This window comes from Pseudoalteromonas prydzensis, assembly GCF_001661495.1.
In the GTDB taxonomy this organism is placed as follows: domain Bacteria; phylum Pseudomonadota; class Gammaproteobacteria; order Enterobacterales; family Alteromonadaceae; genus Pseudoalteromonas; species Pseudoalteromonas prydzensis.
In genome coordinates this window covers 122013-138406 of the sequence record NZ_BDDT01000001.1, presented here as the reverse complement: position 1 = coordinate 138406, position 16394 = coordinate 122013, and the positions used below count along the sequence as shown (strand labels likewise).

Below are 16394 nucleotides of genomic sequence, written 5' to 3'. Positions count from 1 at the left end.
CTATCTAAGGTAATGATTTAAAATAAGAGTTTTATTTATGGAAAAGTTAGCCACAACAAGTGCTGAAAATATCGCAAGTGTGAATAAAGGCTTAGGTAATGATGAGGCACTCATACATGAGGATTGCAATGTTGCTTTGCAGCAAGTCAGTTTGCCTTGTGCATGTATTTACCAAACTCGGTTAGATAATAACATTGCGTGGATGGCAAAGTTTGCGCAGCAAAGTAAGGTGGAGTTTTCACCCCATGGTAAAACCACTATGGCACCGGGTATTTTTAAAAAGCAGTTAAATGCAGGTGCTTACGCGATCACTATTGCAACGGTACAACAGGCTGTGGTGGCTGCTCGCGCTGGTGCAAAGCGTATTATTATGGCGAATCAATTAGTTGGCAAAGCCAACATGCAGCAGCTTAGCTATTTATTAAAACAGTATAAGATTGATTTTTATTGTTTAGTGGATGATGTTAGTAATGTAACAAGGCTTGGTGAGTTTTTTAGCGAACAAGGTTTACAGCTTAAATTACTGATTGAGCTAGGAGTGCCTGGCGGACGTTGTGGTGTTGTTGATAATCAAACTCTTCAGCAATTGGCTGCGCATATTCAACAGTTTGCTTCATTACAGCTTGCGGGTATTGAAGTGTATGAAGGCGTATTGAGTACACAAAGTGAAGTGACTGCATTTTTAGCAGATGCGGTAGCAAAATGTAAAGTTTTGATTGAAAAGCAGGCTTTTGCTACAGAGCAAGTGATCATTACCGCTGGTGGCTCTGCTTGGTATGACTTAGTGTGTGATGCATTTGCACCGCACAACTTGTTAGACAACATGATACCTGTGATCCGCCCTGGATGTTACGTTGCCCATGATCAAGGAATATATGAGCACGCACAGCAGCAAGTATTAGCGCGCAATCCGCTGGCATGCAATATTGGTAGTGACTTACAGTCGTGCCTAGAGATTTGGGCGTATGTGCAATCATTGCCAGAGCCTGGTCGTGCCATTATTGGTATGGGTAAACGAGATGTCGCCTTCGATGCCGGTTTACCCATTGCCAATTTACATGTGGATCAATCAGGCACCGTAAAACCTGCGGGGGCCGATTGGAAAGTAGAAAAAATAATGGATCAGCACGCGATGCTGACTTATACCGGCACAGAACAACTAAAAGTGGGCGATATTATAGCATTTGCAACTTCGCACCCATGCCTTACATTCGATAAATGGCGTTTTATTAACGTCATAGATGATGACTATAACGTTATTGAGATCTTTGATACGTATTTTTAGGAGAGTAAATAATTGGATATTGTTTCGCGAATTAAAGAGCGCTTAGGCCATTTACGTCAATCAGAGCAACTCGTTGCACAATTAATTTTAACCGATCTGCAATATGCAGCTTCAGCAAGTATTAGCGACTTAGCGCAGCGCGCTAAAGTGAGTCATGCGTCAATTACCCGCTTAGCTAAAGCCTTAGGCTGCGATAATGTGCGAGATATGAAACTACAACTTGCGCAGTCACTGGCAGTTGGCGAGCGTTTTATTAGTGAAAACGCCTCAGTACGCGAAGATATTCCAGCAATATACCAAGCAATCCACGATATTTTAGATATTAATGCCGGGCTGATTGAGCAGTCTTTAGTGGAAGAAGCCGCACGTTGTATTGCTGGTAGTCGTCATACACTCATTTTTGGTGTTGGCGGCGGCAGCTCGGTAGTTGCGCAAGAGTGCCATAACCGACTATTTAGGCTTGATGTACTGAGTAATGCCTATAGCGATCCAGTGATGATGCGCATGACAGCAGCCAGTGTTGACGTGAGTGATGTAGTTATGGTGTTGTCGTTAACGGGGCTTGCCAAAGATCTGATTGATGCCGCAAGTATTGCCAAAGATTATGGTGCAAAAGTAATCGCTATTTGCCCTGATAGTACGCTTGCCGATATAGCGACAATTCACTTACCAATTAAAACCAATGAATCAGATTATATTTTTACACCAAGTACCGCACGTTACGCCATGCTTGCTGCGGTCGATATTCTGGCCAGCGAAGTCGCTATTTTAACGCAGAAAAAATCTCGTGAAAAACTGCGACGTATTAAACATGAGTTAGATGAGTACCGTCAAGGACCTGACCGCGCACCGCTTGGAGATTAACAATGCAGTACGATATCTCGCAACCAGTAGACACAATCATCTATCAAGCAAAGGTATTTGATGGCTTAGGTAATGCGCCAGTGCACATGGACGTTGCAATTAAAGGGCAGCAGATTGTCGCACTGGGGGAGTTATCAGCATACCAAGCAACAGAGGAAGTGAATGCCGATGGATTGTGTTTAGCGCCAGGCTTTATTGATGTACATACTCACGATGATTTAGAAGTACTCAGAAACCCTGAAATGGCGGCTAAAATAAGCCAAGGAGTGACTACCGTTATTACAGGAAATTGTGGCATTAGTGCAGCACCTGCCGAGTTAGCCAATGATGCGCCAGATCCAATGAACCTCTTAGGTGAAAAAGCTGAATTTAAATTTGCCCAGCTGCGCGATTATATCGACGCCTACAAGGTGCAAAAAGCCAACGTAAATGTGGCTGCCTTAGTTGGCCATACCACGCTTAGAAATAATGTGATGGCCGACTTATTACGCCCAGCGACAGCCGCAGAAATCACCTTAATGCAGCAGCAACTTGACCTTGCACTGAGTCAAGGCGCATTAGGCTTGAGTACTGGCCTTGCCTATAAAAATGCTAATCAGGCGCCATCCTCTGAAGTGCACGCGTTTGGTGAAGTGTTGAAAAAACACGATGCGCTGTATACCACACATTTACGCACCGAGTTTGACGCAGTACTTGATGCAATGGACGAAGCCTTTGCGATGGAGCAAGCATTCGATATTAAGGTGATTATTTCGCACCTTAAATGCGCAGGTAAAAATAACTGGGGGCGGGCTCCTGAATTATTGGCTAAATTTTCTGAGCAAGGTGAGCATTCAAAATGCAGTTGTGACGCTTACCCGTATGCCGCAAGTTCCAGCACCTTAGATTTAAACCAAGTGACCGATGATTTTGATATTTTTATAACCTGGTCTGATTCTCATCCTGAAATGGCGGAACAATTACTGGCCGATATTGCTAAGCAGTGGGGGATTAGTTTGCTTGATGCAGCTAAACAACTGCAACCCGCGGGAGCGGTTTATCATGGCCTTAATGAAGACGATGTAAAAACCATTCTCGCGTTTGATAAAACCATGATTGGCTCCGACGGCTTACCGTGCGATCCCCATCCGCATCCGCGTTTATGGGGCTCATTTCCTCGGGTTTTAGGTCATTATAGCCGTGAGCAAGGCATTTTTTCCTTGGCTACAGCAATTCATAAAATGACCGGTTTAAGCGCAGCAAATTACCGGTTAGCAAACCGTGGGGTGATCAAGGTGGGTCATTTTGCTGATTTAGTATTATTTGATGCCGATGAAATTATTGATAACGCGACCTTTGTTGAATCTGCCTTACCGGCATCGGGTATTCATCAGGTTTGGACTAATGGCCAAACCACATTTAAAGATAAACGAGTTTTACCCGCGTATTCGGGTCAATTTTTAACATCCTTAGGAGCAAGTAAACATGATTAGACGAATTGGTATTGAGGGCGGTAAAGGCACTGGAGGTCAACATTTACCATTTGCCCGTGCAGTAGAAGCCGGTGGCTGGTTAATGGTCTCTGGGCAAACCCCAATGAAAGACGGCGAAGTGGTTGAAGGCGGTATTATTGAGCAATCAACATTGGCGATTGAGAACTGCCTCGACATTATGAAAGAAGCCGGTTACGGCCTCGAAGATGTGGTGCATGTGACGGTTATTTTAACTGACTCGCGTTATTTCCAGTCGTTCAATAAAGTATTTAAAGCGTATTTTGGCGCTAATCCACCAGCACGTATATGTGCGGTTGCGGATTTAGTTGTCGACTGCAAAGTTGAAGTGGATGTTACTTGTTATAAGGCACCTTAACTTTTTCAGCGTTTTAATGACAGCGCTGGCATTATACTCAAGCCACCTCAATATGCAGAATTCAGCGTTTCTCAGGGGCTTAATATCAAGGCGTTACTTTGCAAGAATGGCAATCCCTTTTAAGAAGTAACAACGATGAGAGTAAGTGCCTGTGAAGCGCCCAATGGGTTGGTTTAAAAGCGATTTATACTGCGTTATTGATTTTAACAATGGAACCACTATTGCTTGCAATCAATGCCTTGCCTAAGTCGCTTTTAATTCCAACTGAAACTCGGATCTTGAGGTGGTTTGGGTATACGAGAGCAAACAAAATAATAACGGCTCTTAGGTCATCAACAGAATAATAATTATCACCAACCGCGTAATTAATAATTATAAGCGCCATAACAAAGCGCGACGTGGATTGGTGCAGCAGGGTGTCTTATGAAGTGGCAATTATTAATGGCCTTTTTAGGCTACTTAGGATTTATGATTTGGTTTGGCTGGTGGGTGAGCCGCAATGCCAAAGGTGGTGATAACTTTTTACTGGGCGGACGTAACCTGCCTTTTTTACTCACCCTTGGTACAACCGTTGCCACTATGGTGGGCACAGGCTCATCGATGGGGGCGGTTGGTTTTGCCTATTTAAATGGCTGGGCCGGGATGATTTATGGCTTAGGTGGTGCGTGCGGCATTTTACTACTGGCAAAACTGTTTGCGCCCGTGCGTGATCACGAATTTATGACCATGAGTGAAGAGATATCCTACTATGTTGGCGCTCATCCGGTGGTTAAAAATACCATCGCGGTATTTATTTTTGTTGCCAGTATTGGCTGGTTAGGTGCGCACATTCTTGGTGGTGGCATGTACTTAGCGTGGCTGACAGGACTGTCGCCATTTTCAGCAAAGTTACTTATTGCGTTAGGCTTTAGTGTTTATGTGGTGATTGGTGGCTATGTTGCTGTGGTGTGGACTGACTCAATACAAGCATTAGTGTTATTTGTTGGGTTTTTCTTAATGGCAGGTGTCGCCTTGTATGAAGTGGGTGGTATGGCTGAGATTGCCAATGCTCAACCAGCACTTAATCGTAGCTTTTTATCGCTGGATAAAATAGGTGCTGTGCATGGTTTATCGCTGTTTTTTGCGGTGTTAATTGGTGTGTTGGTCGCACCTTCGTTTCGCCAGCGCATTTATTCCGGTAAACATGTTAAAAGTATTCGCCAATCATTTTATCTCTCTGGCGGCTTATATTTAGTGTTTGCCATTGTGCCTGCCATTATCGGGATGGCTGCCTATGCGCTTAATCCTGCCTTAGAAAACAGTGCATTTTCGTTCCCATACATGGCATTTGAACTCTTGCCGTATGGCTTAGCCGCGTTGGTGATTATAGCGGGGCTGTCTGCCACTATTTCCAGTGCCAGCTCAGATGCCATCGCTGCGGTAAGCGTGTTAATTCGCGATATCTACAGTTTAGTGTTCAAGCGTATGCCACATGCTAAGGATGTAGTGATCCTCTCGCGTATTGGTTTGGTAATGACCATCGGCATTGCTTTATTACTGGCGTTATTAACAAACGATGTAATTGGTTATATCACTAATATGATTGCTACGTTAATGTCAGGTTTGTGTGTCTGTGTATTGTTTGGTCATTTTTGGCCGCGCTTTAATTGGCAAGGAGCAATCACGGCGCTCGTGGTGTCTTTACTGGTTTCATTGGCGATTATTGTTACGTCAAATTGGTTAGCATTTTGGAGTAACCCAATTATGCCCGCGACCTTAGCTTCTGCATTATGCGCTGCAATCGTGACCTTAATTACGCCAATGCAAAAGCACACTTCAGCACAGGCTTTAGCTATTTTACAAGCCCAGCGTGAGGAGATGCAGCATGATTAAAGTGGCATTTTTTGGCGAAGCGATGCATGAGTTGTCGCTAAACAATGAGCTGTGTTTTGGTGGTGATACTTACAACAGCGCAGTGTATCTTAAGCGGTTATTAATGAGTAACGCTGAGGTCTATTTTGTATCGGCAATCGGCAGTGATGAATTAAGCAAACAGGCTTATAACCGATTTAAAAATCAAGGGCTTAACTTAAAGTATTTATTGCACAGTGATGTTCGCACGTTAGGCGCTTATGGCATTGTTGTTGATGAGAGCGGCGAGCGGACTTTTCATTATGAACGTAAAAATAGCGCCGCCAGAGAGTATTTTAAGCTGGCACCACAGCAAAGCTTTTTAGCAGCTCTAGAGCAGAAGGAATTTGATTACCTGTATTTTTCGGCTATTAGCCTCGCTATTTTAGATGAGCAAAGCCGGCAGCTATTGATGGCTGCGATCACTGTTTATAAAGATGCAGGTGGCAAGGTTATTTTTGACAGCAATTACCGCGCGGTGCTTTGGCAAAATAAGGCTATCGCGCAAAAATGTTATAAACAAGCCTATGCCCGTGCTGATATTTTATTGATCACGGATGACGACCACTTTGGTGTTTTTGGTTTTGCTTCGTCGCAACAGCTGTTGGATTTCTATAAACCCTATGCGCACAGTTTAGTGATCATCAAACAAGGCGTTAACGACACCCTAGTTTTGCAACAGCAGCAGTTAAAGAATTACCCCGTGCAGCCTGCAGCGCGTGTTGTTGATACAACTGGCGCAGGGGATGCTTTTGCAGCCGGCTTTTTGGCTGAATATTTAATAACGCAACAGTGTGATCCCGCTGTTAATACCGCGCAACAACTTGCCGCACAGGTTATTGCTGCAACCGGCGCCATTGTTGCCACAACACTTACAATAACGACGAGCAATCAACTAAGCCCGAGCGAACAGGACACTGACTATGAATAAGTTTATTTATTTGATTTGCATCATCATGCTCAACTATGCACTGCCAAGTATTGCCAGTACCCAACCTGCACTTATGCCAATGCCTGCAAAGATACAAATGCTCAAAGGTAAAACCCAATTAACTACTGAGCTGGGGGTGCATATGAGTCAACAGCAGCAAGCGTTATTAATGCCACTGCTTTTAAATTCATCGTTTGCCCAGCAGTTTACAAATATTGAGTGGCAAGATGCAAATAATGCACAACTACACATAAGTATCAGCCAAAGCGCAGCCCCTTTGCCTTATTTAGGGATGGATGAAAGCTATGAAATAGTGATTGCTAATAACACGATTAAACTCAGCAGTAGTAATCAATATGGCGTGTTACGAGGTCTTGCGAGCTTATCACAGTTGTTGTTTAGTGCTGAGCAGCCTCGCGAATTGACAAACCTCACAATAACCGACGCACCCACCTATCCATGGCGAGGGTTACTGTTTGATGGCGTACGTCACTTTTTACCCATTAATGATGTAAAACGCACGCTACGTGGTTTAGCTTCTGCAAAGTTTAATGTTTTTCATTGGCATTTAACTGACGATCAGGGCTGGCGAATTGAATTAAATAGTTACCCTAAACTGCATCAAAATGCCTCAGATGGTTTGTATTATACCCAAGCCGAAATCAAAGAGGTGGTGGCTTATGCTGCTAAATTAGGTATTCGAGTAGTGCCAGAGTTTGATGTGCCAGGCCATGCAAGCGCCATTGTGCTTGCTTATCCTGAGTTGGGTAGTGGCACAACCCTTACTGAAATTGAAAGACGTTGGGGGGTGTTCGAGCCGTTACTTGACCCAAGTAACCCTAAGGTTTATCAGTTTATTGATGAAGTGGTTGCAGAACTCACAGGCCTGTTTCCTGATCCGTATTTGCATATTGGTGGTGATGAAGTCGATGATAGCGACTGGCAAAAAAATACTAAAATACAGGCCTATATGGCTTCAAAAAAATTAGCTGATAGCCATGCTTTACATGCCTATTTTAATCAACGGGTTGCTAAAATTTTAGCAAAATATAATAAGCAAATGATTGGCTGGGATGAAGTGCTGCAACCTAGTTTACCAAAAAATACCTTAGTACAGTCATGGCGCGGCCATCACTCGCTGAGTGACATTACCAGTGCTGGTCATGATGGATTACTCTCAAGTGGTTTTTATATCGATCAACCGCAGTGGACTAGCTATCACTACCGTAATCATCCTATTCAACCCACACCAGCCGCTGTAAGGGCAAAAAATATTTTAGGCACGGTGGAATTTACTCTGACTCGCTTAAAAGGTAGCGCTGTCGTTGGCAAGGCCACTATCTTTACTAATCAGCAGGATAAGCTATATGGCAAAGTAAGTATTAAAGGCAAAGGCAGTTTTATTACAGCAAATGTGGATAAGCTTGCTGATCACTACCAGTTACAGATTGATACTTGGATGGGACCAACAAAACTGGCTGTGAGTGTTGATAAAGCATCAAATGAAGCGGCGCTGGTCGGGAATACGCCTTATAAATTTACAGCGGCGGTTATTACTAGCCCCTCAGTTAAGCAGCTAAATCAAGCATTAACGCAACAGCAACAACGTAAAAAACCAGGTAATGTGCTCGGTGGTGAAGCCACTGCTTGGGCTGAGCTTATAACCAGTGATAATTTAGACTCGCGTATTTGGCCAAGGCTTTATGCGATAGGGGAACGTTTTTGGTCGCCTGTAAGTGTAACCGACGAGCGAGATATGTATAAACGCCTAGTAGTAATGGACAACTTCGCAGATCAACAACTTGGTTTATTACACCAACAACAGTTTATTAAACGACTAAGACAGCAACCAGCAGTAACAAACGCCGATGTGAATGCTTTACTTACTTTTAGTCAGTTAATTGAGCCTGTGCATTATTATACTTTGCACCATTTAGCGTTTTTAAGGGGTGACTACCATCAACAAGCGCCACTAAACAAATTAGTGGATGTATTACCGGTAGAGAGCTTAGCTCTTAAACAGTTTGATTATGCGGTTGCTGATTACCAACAACAGTGCGACAGTCAACAGCTTGCAACACTGCAAAAGCAATTACTTAGATGGCAGCAAGTACTTACCGATAATCGCCAGTTGTTTTTAACAATCAATGAATGGCAAGCCAGTTATTTGGCAATCATGACGGCGCTGAAAAATAAGGATGAGCTAAATAAACCACAGAGTATAGAAATAAATAATGGCATGATTGCGCAAGTTATCCAATCAATAAGTTTGTTAAAGCAAGCGCGGCTAAGTTGCAGTCACTAACTGATTATTGATGCTCAAATTAAATGCCCTATTTAGGGCATTTAAAAGACTTAATTTTACTTACTTGGCATTAAAAAGAGCTCTCGAACATTACAGCGTTTGTCTGCTTCGATTGCGAATAGCACGGCATCAGCTACATCTGTTGGGTCGAGTTTGTCGGGTTTGGCTTCATCAAAAAATGGCGTATTGACCATGCCTGGGGCAATTGTAGTACAGCGGCCTTGCCACTCTTTCATTTCTTCTGCGAGGTTTTGTCCAAAGCCGTAAGCAAACCATTTTGTTGCACCATACACAGAGCCTTTTAGCGCTATACGCCCTGCGGCGGAGCTGGTTAAAATAAAGTGCCCAGTGGTTTTTCTAAGGTGTGGTAGAGTAAGTTTTGCAGTGTAAAGCAGTGCGTTGATGTTGATATCAATCATTGTTTGCCATTGCTTTGGCTCGCCTTCTTCAACTCCTGGGGTTTGTACACTCATACCAGCATTGGCAAATGCTACATCTAGTCGGCCAAAGTGTATTACACCTGCATTAACTACTTTTTCAAGCGATGAAAAATCAGTGGCATCTGCGCAAACGGCTAATGCATTATCAGCCCCTAATTCTTCAACCAGCGCATTGAGTTTATCTTCACTGCGCGCGGTCAAAATTACTTTATGACCGTTGTTTACTAAGGTTTTTGCTGTTGCTTCACCAATACCACTGGAAGCACCTGTAATTAGTACGACTTTTTCTTTGCTCATGACTTTCTCCTAGATTAGAGAGCGGATAATGAGTTTGCTCTCCTTTGGTTATGACTCTAACAGGTGCGGATTAACCTCTATTGAATGTATGTTATATAAACATATTTCAATTGGTTTTTTACTTTGTTGTTAACTTAAGTTGCTGATTTTTAATTGTTTTTAAATAATAAAATAAAAAGTTAGGTTTATATATATTATGCTATATAATCGCGCGGTTTCGCTTTGAGGCAGGCTTATTTTTTAGCAGGCTACAAATCGCAACGGGTTATATCGGCTCAAACCTTTTGGCTTATAACAGTGATTATATCTTGTATAAGCTATGTTTAACCTTGCTTAATTACAGCAATTATTATCGGAAATAAAACGTGAAAGATAAGCTTTTAGTATTTTGGCAAAACCATTCAGAAACCATAATGACTTTAGGTTATAACCTGATTTTAGCGTTGGCTATTGTTATTGCCAGTGCACTTATTGCGCGCTCTGTTAAAAAAGCGATTAAAAACACTAAGTCACCACTTAAGAATGTGGATAAAACCTTACTGCCGATCCTATCGAGTGTGGCAGGCTACTTGGTGTATATCATTGCTGGATTGTTTATTTTAGATATTTTTGGCGTTAATACAGCAAGTTTAATAGCGCTGATGGGGGCGGCTGGCCTTGCAATAGGCTTAGCACTTAAAAATACCTTAAGTAACATAGCTGCGGGTATCATGTTACTGATACTTAGGCCATTTAAAGTAGGTGATTTTGTTGACGCCAGTGGCACTGTCGGTTCAGTTAGTGAAATAAACCTCTTTACCACCATTTTTAAAACTAATGATGGCCTGTATATCGCCTCACCCAATGGTAAAGTGTGGGGGGGGAATATTAAAAACTTCACTCGCAATGGCAAAAGACGTATGGATATTGTAGTGGGTATTTCGTTTGCAGACTCAATAGACGATGGCTTAAATGTACTTAAAGAAATCGCCGCGTCAGAAAGCCGATTATTACCAGAGCCTGCGCCAAAAGTTATGGTGGCTTCAATTGGTGAAAGTGCGGTGAATATTCAATTGCGTGCATGGACGGTGAACGGCGATTATTGGCAAACTGTGTGGGATCTTAATAAACGGGTAAAAGAGTCTATTGAGCAAGCGGGTCTGACTATTCCATTTCCGCAACGAACTTTGCATATCGCTGAGTCTATGGCATCGGCGGTAACCGTTAATAAAGATGTGTAAAACGTAGCTTGTAAATGTATCTAAATAAAGCCAGTCAGCTAACACTGAGTGGCTTTATACTATTTGTACTAATAACCTATTGGCTAACAGTGAAAGTCACGTCAATATCATCACCCGCGGTTACCGTAACAGGTTTAACTTGGTAAAGCGTAAATGCTTCGTCTTGTATTTCAGCGTCATCAATATGTGCTGCACAGGTATAAGCTAATTGATAATCACCAGCAGTGATGAAGGCAAGCTCAAACTCATATTGATTGTCGTCACTATCAAATACCACATTTGCTGTTGCCAGCGGGGCATCAGCAGGTGTTTCATTTTCGTTTACTTCGTAAATATCCAATGGCTCTGCTACATCACTGTTATAAAGATACACAGCATGGCCAAATGAGCCATCTTCAGCGGCTAGTGCGATATTATCTGTTTCGCAGTTGGCGATAAGCGCATCACTTACAGTACCTTCAATATCTTCTGACTCAGCTAAGTTCTCTAAACGAACGCCGCGAGGTTTTAAGAAGATTTCATCACTATTTTGTGGATCGACAAGCGACTTTTTCAAATCAAATTCAAGTACAAAATCATTATCAGTTTGATTTAGGGTAAAGCCGTCAAGTTGGATCTCACCGATACCGTCATTACCTTTACGTTTAACAACCAAAGGTGCAATGCTACCGTCTTCATAAACAACGTGCGAGGTCATAGTTAAGTCGTTCGCATCGCCATTAATAATATCGGCACGGATCCATGAATATTCGCCTGCAGGCACGTCTTCATCATCTAATAATGAGAAAATATCGTCGCCAGTATAGTCAAGCAGGTTTACCATTTCTGGTTTGGTTTCGTCATCTGCTTCTCGTGTTTCAAAGGTAATATCTTCTGCACCATTAGCTTGTTTGAGAGTGATAGAGTTAAATACGACATTCACTTCCCGTAAGCCGCTTACAGGTGCATCAGAGACGCCTAAACTAAATTTTGCAGATTGCGGTGGTGTAGGTGAGTCATTGTTATCTGAACCACCACATGCAGTGAGTGCAACTAAAATAGCGCTGCTTAATAGTGTTGTTTTGATATTCATAATTTAACCTTTTTTCTCAGTGTTGGCGTAAGTATAGAGGGTCATACTTAACGCAACTTGAATTGGAGTTAATGAATTGTTGCGGAAGTTGGAAAGTTTAACTGGACATTTTGATGCGGTGACTTTATGAAATAAATGCATGACAGATGAAAAGTAACTCACCTGATAATTTACTAACTTAATGAAGTTTATCCATTTTTGTTCCACATTTGCTTGGTAACTTGGCAATGACTATTGCTAAAAAACTCAGCTAGTTTAGATAACAGCCTAATTTTAGTCACTTATCCCAACTAATAACCCCTGCTGAGTGAAGCTGGGGTTATTTGTAGCTAGATCAAGGTGTCTTACTCAGTACGCACTAAAGTTGGAATGGATAAACCGATCCTAAATCTAAAATTTGGGTGAGTTCATCAAGCGCTTGCCAGCTTTCGGTCAATAAATTAGCATCGGCAAAGTCGTCATTACTGAGCTTGTCACGATAGTGTTTATTTGCCCAAGAACATAATTGTTGGTACTTACTATCATTTAAAATCACAGCTGGGTTAACCGCTGCCAACTCTTGTTGATTTAATGCCACTCTTAAACGTAAACATGCTGGGCCCCCGCCATTTTGCATGCTCTGTTTAAGATCAAAAAACTGCACTTGATTAATTGGGTTATCAGCACTAATAAGCTCATTGATGTAGGCATTAACGGCGCTGTTATTATGGCACTCTTGTGGCGCTACCAGCAGCATTTTACCGTTGCTTAAACTCACCAATTGACTGTTAAATAAGTAACTGGTGACAGCATCTTTAATGCTTACTTTTGCACTGGGCACTTCAATAATGTGAAGTGTTTCATCACCTTGGTATGCATTTCTAACCTGCTTTAAGGCATCAATTTGATTTAAAAAAGCTTGCTCATGGCACAGAAGAACGTTGGCGTTACCTACGGCAATAACATCATTATGGAACACACCTTGGTCAATTACTGCAGGGTTTTGTTGCAGTAATAATTGGCTTGATGGTTTTAATTGATGCAATCGGCAAATGGCTTGCGATGCTTCGAGTGTTTGACGAGCTGGGAATTTACTTGGCTTGGGTAATGCGCTGTTAAAGCTACTTGCACCAAATACGAACAACTCTAACCCTTGCTTACCATGTGCATCGGTGAGGCGAGTATGATTAGCTGCTCCCTCATCACCAAAAAAGCCCTGTTCGGGTAAGTGCTCATGATGACTAAAGTAGCTGTCGTTATTGAACATGGCTTTGAGTAAGCGAGTTGTCGTTGTCGGCTCTAACGAGCGGTGAAATTTGTTATTCAAATTAGCTGCAGTAAAGTGCACTTTACCATCGAGGGTATCAGCTGAGGGAGAAACCGTGGCAGCATTTGCAGTCCACATTGCTGAGGCTGAATAGCAGGCACGTAAAAGTACTGGATCAGCCTTAAATGCTTTACTGATCACTTCATTATCTTTACCTGTAAAACCTAAACGTCGTAATACGTTGATGTCAGGTCGTGCATGCGGAGCAAAAACACCTTGGGTCAGCCCTAAATCATGCATTGCTTTCATTTTTGCAAGGCCTTGCAACACCGCCTCTTTTGGATTTGAGTAACTGGCTGCATTACTTAATGATGCAACGTTACCATATGATAATCCCGCGTAGTTATGAGTCGGGCCTACAAGGCCATCAAAATTTACTTCTACTGCTGTCATGATCATCCTGTAATTTTCTTATAGTAAGTGATTAAACTATACAGAAAATAACCTACGATGGTTTAATTAAAATTAGCTAACTCTAGCTCCACCGTTTGCAAGTTCTGTTGCAAACGTTTTTGCGCCGCGAGTAAATAAGTTTTCTGTTGCGATATTCTTGCTTGCTGTTGACGCAGTGCTTTATAAATAACGCGTTTCGGTAAATCATAATGCTCAGATGCTTCGCTGATTGTTAATTGATGCACCGATAGCTTTTTTAGCGCTTCGTCTAAGAGCGGGTAGTTATTTAACATATCTGCGCTCCTTTTCCGATGTTGTGTGTGGATCGTTAGCATGATGTACATGCCAAACACTGATGTCTAAGCGCCATAATAAATACAACATGTGATAAAAGTTAGCCATAGCTCGCTCCCTGTAAACGAGGTAAATGAAATTAAAACTCACCATTAATGAGTTACCTTTATCTATAAGGAAGATCTGTGCCAGCCTGCATAATTATTTTTAGTTAATTAAGATCAACAGCTTGAGTTTCTGCTGCTGAATGTCGACTGAGTATAAGCACTAAAGTAGTGAAAAATAATGATGGTTTTGCACTTTGCTGGAGCAAAAGAAGTGTATTAACAGTAAATATACATTACTATAAATTAAACCTTACAGTTGTTAGTTAACGCATTGTATAAAAATGAGTTTTTAATGATTGTTGCTTTAGTGGTGATGTTTTGCTCTGGATTTGGCGCTTTATGTACAGCCATTTTTTAAATAACTAATTAATATGTCCTATTATGTTTAAATTATTATTCTTATTACTGTTTTCTAGCGCATCTTTTGCTGGGGAAGTTTTTACTGCATTCCCATCAACTATTGAAGCTCAGCAAAAATATGTGTTTTATTCTCACGGGTTGATTGTCGAAGGGACTAATTCAAGGCCAGTTAATTCGCGTTGGGGAACTTATGAATTTCCAGAAATAAAAGCAGCACTTGCCGATGCTGATTATAATCTGATTGCATATCACAGGGCTAAAAACACTCAGCCTAAAGCTTTTGCTGAAAAACTAGCAAACGATGTACGTTTATTTATCGCAAAGGGTGTTCCAGCCGGCAATATTTCATTGATAGGTTTTTCCCGAGGTGGTGCTATTACTATTTTGACATCTAATTTACTGGCGAATAAGGATGTAACTTATATTATTTTGGCTGGTTGCGGTCGTTACTTACAAAATAATCCAGAGTTAGAGGCGTATGGAAATATTTATTCGATATTTGAAACTTCGGATGAGGTGGGTTCTTGTCAGTTGCTAATAGATCGTAGTAAAGATGTGAAGCGTTTTACTGAAATATCAATCAGCACCGATAAAGAGCATGGCGCTTTTTATAAACCATTAGCGCAGTGGGTGGTACCAGTCAAAACATGGCTGAAACAATCAACCCATCATCGTGCTGCAAACTAGAATGCACGGGTTTATCTGTAACCGACTGTTACAGTTGCATTGTTGCTAAGGAGCAATTTTGGAAATTAGGAAGTTAAATGCCTTACGCGGCATAGCTGCAATGATTGTTTTTATAACCCATTTTAGTGATATAACTAACTGATTTGATGGTGCGTTGGGTGGTGGTTCCGGCGCGTATGGGGTGATGTTATTTTTTATGTTAAGTGGTTTTTTAATGTCATACCTCTATTTAGAAAAAGCGTTTAATAAAGAACATGTTAAGCATTATTTTTTAGCCCGATCTAGCAGAGTGCTACCACTTTATTTAGCTGTTGTATTGGGCTCATATTTATTCACTCAGTTTGACCAAAACCTGTTGTATGACATACCTAACGTTAACATTCTCTTGGGTCACTTATTGTTTTTAGATGGCGCAAGCGTGCTCTGGTCTATCCCGCCAGAGGTGCAGTTTTATCTGATTTTTATCATTTTTTGGGTTTTTGCTAAAAACCGAGTTGGATATATTTATTTATCAACAATCACAGTGATGATTGTCTTGTTTTTGACAAATTTTCCAAGGATAAGTGGTGATTTAAATGGTATTCCCTACAATGTGTTCAATTCAATCCGAAGCCTTCCTTTCTTTTTTATAGGGGTTATTTTTGGTTTACATTACAAGTCATTAGTAATACCAAGCTACCTTAAAAAGCATTGCTTTGTATTTTCGCTTGGTCTGATACCGTTATTGTATCCAGAGTTTACGCCAGTAACATCCGACGCTAAACGTAAGATGTGGTTAAGTTATGAAGTACTGCTGGTAATGAGTAGTGTGTTTTTTGCCGTTGTGTTTTTGGTTCCTAATAATAACGTTTTGTTAGCTAATAAGATCACTGATTTATTAGGTAAAGTCTCATATTCTTTGTATTTACTGCATATGCCGATTATCGTGCAAGTGAACAAACTTAATTTATCTATAGAAATTAAATTGTTAGTTTCACTGTTTGCTAGTGTCTTGGTGGCCTATCTGTCGTATAGCTACTTTGAAAAACCTATAGCAAATTTAATACGTAGTACTAAATCGAGTAACATAAAAACGCGACTAAAGCTTTGAGATAA

At 41.4% G+C, this 16394-nt stretch carries 14 protein-coding genes; 10 read left to right on the top strand and 4 right to left on the bottom strand.

Annotation, left to right across the window (positions count from 1 at the left end; translation table 11 throughout):
• Nucleotides 1–37: 37 nt before the first annotated feature.
• The 7 genes from A7968_RS00590 to A7968_RS00555 all read left to right on the top strand — a co-directional run bounded on the left by A7968_RS00590 (nucleotide 38) and on the right by A7968_RS00555 (nucleotide 9123).
• Complete coding sequence (locus tag A7968_RS00590) at nucleotides 38–1285, top strand: amino acid deaminase (RefSeq protein WP_084447946.1); 1248 nt, start codon at nucleotides 38–40, stop codon at nucleotides 1283–1285.
• Nucleotides 1286–1297: 12 nt separating this feature from the next.
• Complete coding sequence (locus tag A7968_RS00585; protein WP_064664641.1) at nucleotides 1298–2149, top strand: MurR/RpiR family transcriptional regulator; 852 nt, start codon at nucleotides 1298–1300, stop codon at nucleotides 2147–2149.
• Between the two features lie 2 nt (nucleotides 2150–2151).
• Nucleotides 2152–3621, top strand: a complete 1470-nt coding sequence (locus tag A7968_RS00580) for an N-acyl-D-amino-acid deacylase family protein (protein WP_064664640.1) — start codon at nucleotides 2152–2154, stop codon at nucleotides 3619–3621.
• Nucleotides 3614–3997 carry a RidA family protein gene (locus tag A7968_RS00575; RefSeq protein WP_064664639.1) on the top strand — a complete coding sequence of 128 codons (384 nt, stop codon included), beginning with the start codon at nucleotides 3614–3616 and terminating at the stop codon, nucleotides 3995–3997. The genes A7968_RS00580 and A7968_RS00575 overlap by 8 nt, the downstream gene beginning before the upstream one ends.
• A 423-nt stretch (nucleotides 3998–4420) precedes the next feature.
• Complete coding sequence (locus A7968_RS00565) at nucleotides 4421–5869, top strand: sodium:solute symporter family protein (protein ID WP_064664637.1); 1449 nt, start codon at nucleotides 4421–4423, stop codon at nucleotides 5867–5869.
• Nucleotides 5862–6818 carry a sugar kinase gene (locus tag A7968_RS00560; RefSeq protein WP_064664636.1) on the top strand — a complete coding sequence of 319 codons (957 nt, stop codon included), beginning with the start codon at nucleotides 5862–5864 and terminating at the stop codon, nucleotides 6816–6818. Before A7968_RS00565 ends, A7968_RS00560 begins: the two co-directional genes overlap by 8 nt.
• Entirely contained in the window at nucleotides 6811–9123 is a 2313-nt protein-coding gene (locus A7968_RS00555; RefSeq protein ID WP_064664635.1) for a beta-N-acetylhexosaminidase, read from the top strand. Before A7968_RS00560 ends, A7968_RS00555 begins: the two co-directional genes overlap by 8 nt.
• 56 nt (nucleotides 9124–9179) lie before the next feature.
• Here A7968_RS00555 and A7968_RS00550 read toward each other — a convergent pair whose 3' ends face one another.
• Nucleotides 9180–9860: an SDR family oxidoreductase gene (locus tag A7968_RS00550; RefSeq protein ID WP_064664634.1), complete on the bottom strand. Its 681-nt coding sequence runs from the start codon at nucleotides 9858–9860 to the stop codon at nucleotides 9180–9182.
• A 365-nt stretch (nucleotides 9861–10225) separates the two neighbouring features.
• Here A7968_RS00550 and A7968_RS00545 point away from each other — a divergent pair, with 365 nt between their 5' ends.
• Nucleotides 10226–11080 (top strand): mechanosensitive ion channel family protein, encoded by an 855-nt coding sequence (locus A7968_RS00545; RefSeq protein ID WP_064664633.1) that lies wholly within the window; start codon nucleotides 10226–10228, stop codon nucleotides 11078–11080.
• A 76-nt stretch (nucleotides 11081–11156) separates the two neighbouring features.
• On the opposite strand, the gene A7968_RS00540 is transcribed toward A7968_RS00545, so the two are convergent.
• From A7968_RS00540 to A7968_RS00530, 3 genes are all read right to left on the bottom strand, one after another.
• Nucleotides 11157–12152 (bottom strand): DUF4382 domain-containing protein, encoded by a 996-nt coding sequence (locus tag A7968_RS00540; RefSeq protein WP_064664632.1) that lies wholly within the window; start codon nucleotides 12150–12152, stop codon nucleotides 11157–11159.
• 358 nt (nucleotides 12153–12510) lie between these two features.
• Entirely contained in the window at nucleotides 12511–13851 is a 1341-nt protein-coding gene (gene astB / locus A7968_RS00535; RefSeq protein WP_064664631.1) for an N-succinylarginine dihydrolase, read from the bottom strand.
• Between the two features lie 62 nt (nucleotides 13852–13913).
• Nucleotides 13914–14144 carry a helix-turn-helix domain-containing protein gene (locus A7968_RS00530; RefSeq protein ID WP_064664630.1) on the bottom strand — a complete coding sequence of 77 codons (231 nt, stop codon included), beginning with the start codon at nucleotides 14142–14144 and terminating at the stop codon, nucleotides 13914–13916.
• A 489-nt stretch (nucleotides 14145–14633) separates the two neighbouring features.
• Between A7968_RS00530 and A7968_RS00525 the strand changes: the two genes are divergently transcribed.
• Together A7968_RS00525 and A7968_RS00520 are read left to right on the top strand one after the other, a co-directional pair.
• Nucleotides 14634–15299: a hypothetical protein gene (locus A7968_RS00525; RefSeq protein WP_064664629.1), complete on the top strand. Its 666-nt coding sequence runs from the start codon at nucleotides 14634–14636 to the stop codon at nucleotides 15297–15299.
• Nucleotides 15300–15453: 154 nt separating this feature from the next.
• Nucleotides 15454–16389, top strand: coding sequence for an acyltransferase family protein (locus A7968_RS00520; protein WP_371850139.1), 936 nt, complete (start codon nucleotides 15454–15456; stop codon nucleotides 16387–16389).
• Nucleotides 16390–16394 lie beyond the last annotated feature (5 nt).

Coding starts and splice junctions, on each gene's coding strand:
- A7968_RS00590 (WP_084447946.1), top strand. CDS start 38: ATGGAAAAGTTAGCCACAACAAGTGCTGAAAATATCGCAAGTGTGAAT.
- A7968_RS00560 (WP_064664636.1), top strand. CDS start 5,862: ATGATTAAAGTGGCATTTTTTGGCGAAGCGATGCATGAGTTGTCGCTA.
- astB (WP_064664631.1), bottom strand. CDS start 13,851: ATGACAGCAGTAGAAGTAAATTTTGATGGCCTTGTAGGCCCGACTCAT.
- A7968_RS00540 (WP_064664632.1), bottom strand. CDS start 12,152: ATGAATATCAAAACAACACTATTAAGCAGCGCTATTTTAGTTGCACTC.
- A7968_RS00565 (WP_064664637.1), top strand. CDS start 4,421: ATGAAGTGGCAATTATTAATGGCCTTTTTAGGCTACTTAGGATTTATG.
- A7968_RS00580 (WP_064664640.1), top strand. CDS start 2,152: ATGCAGTACGATATCTCGCAACCAGTAGACACAATCATCTATCAAGCA.
- A7968_RS00555 (WP_064664635.1), top strand. CDS start 6,811: ATGAATAAGTTTATTTATTTGATTTGCATCATCATGCTCAACTATGCA.
- A7968_RS00575 (WP_064664639.1), top strand. CDS start 3,614: ATGATTAGACGAATTGGTATTGAGGGCGGTAAAGGCACTGGAGGTCAA.
- A7968_RS00530 (WP_064664630.1), bottom strand. CDS start 14,144: ATGTTAAATAACTACCCGCTCTTAGACGAAGCGCTAAAAAAGCTATCG.
- A7968_RS00550 (WP_064664634.1), bottom strand. CDS start 9,860: ATGAGCAAAGAAAAAGTCGTACTAATTACAGGTGCTTCCAGTGGTATT.
- A7968_RS00525 (WP_064664629.1), top strand. CDS start 14,634: ATGTTTAAATTATTATTCTTATTACTGTTTTCTAGCGCATCTTTTGCT.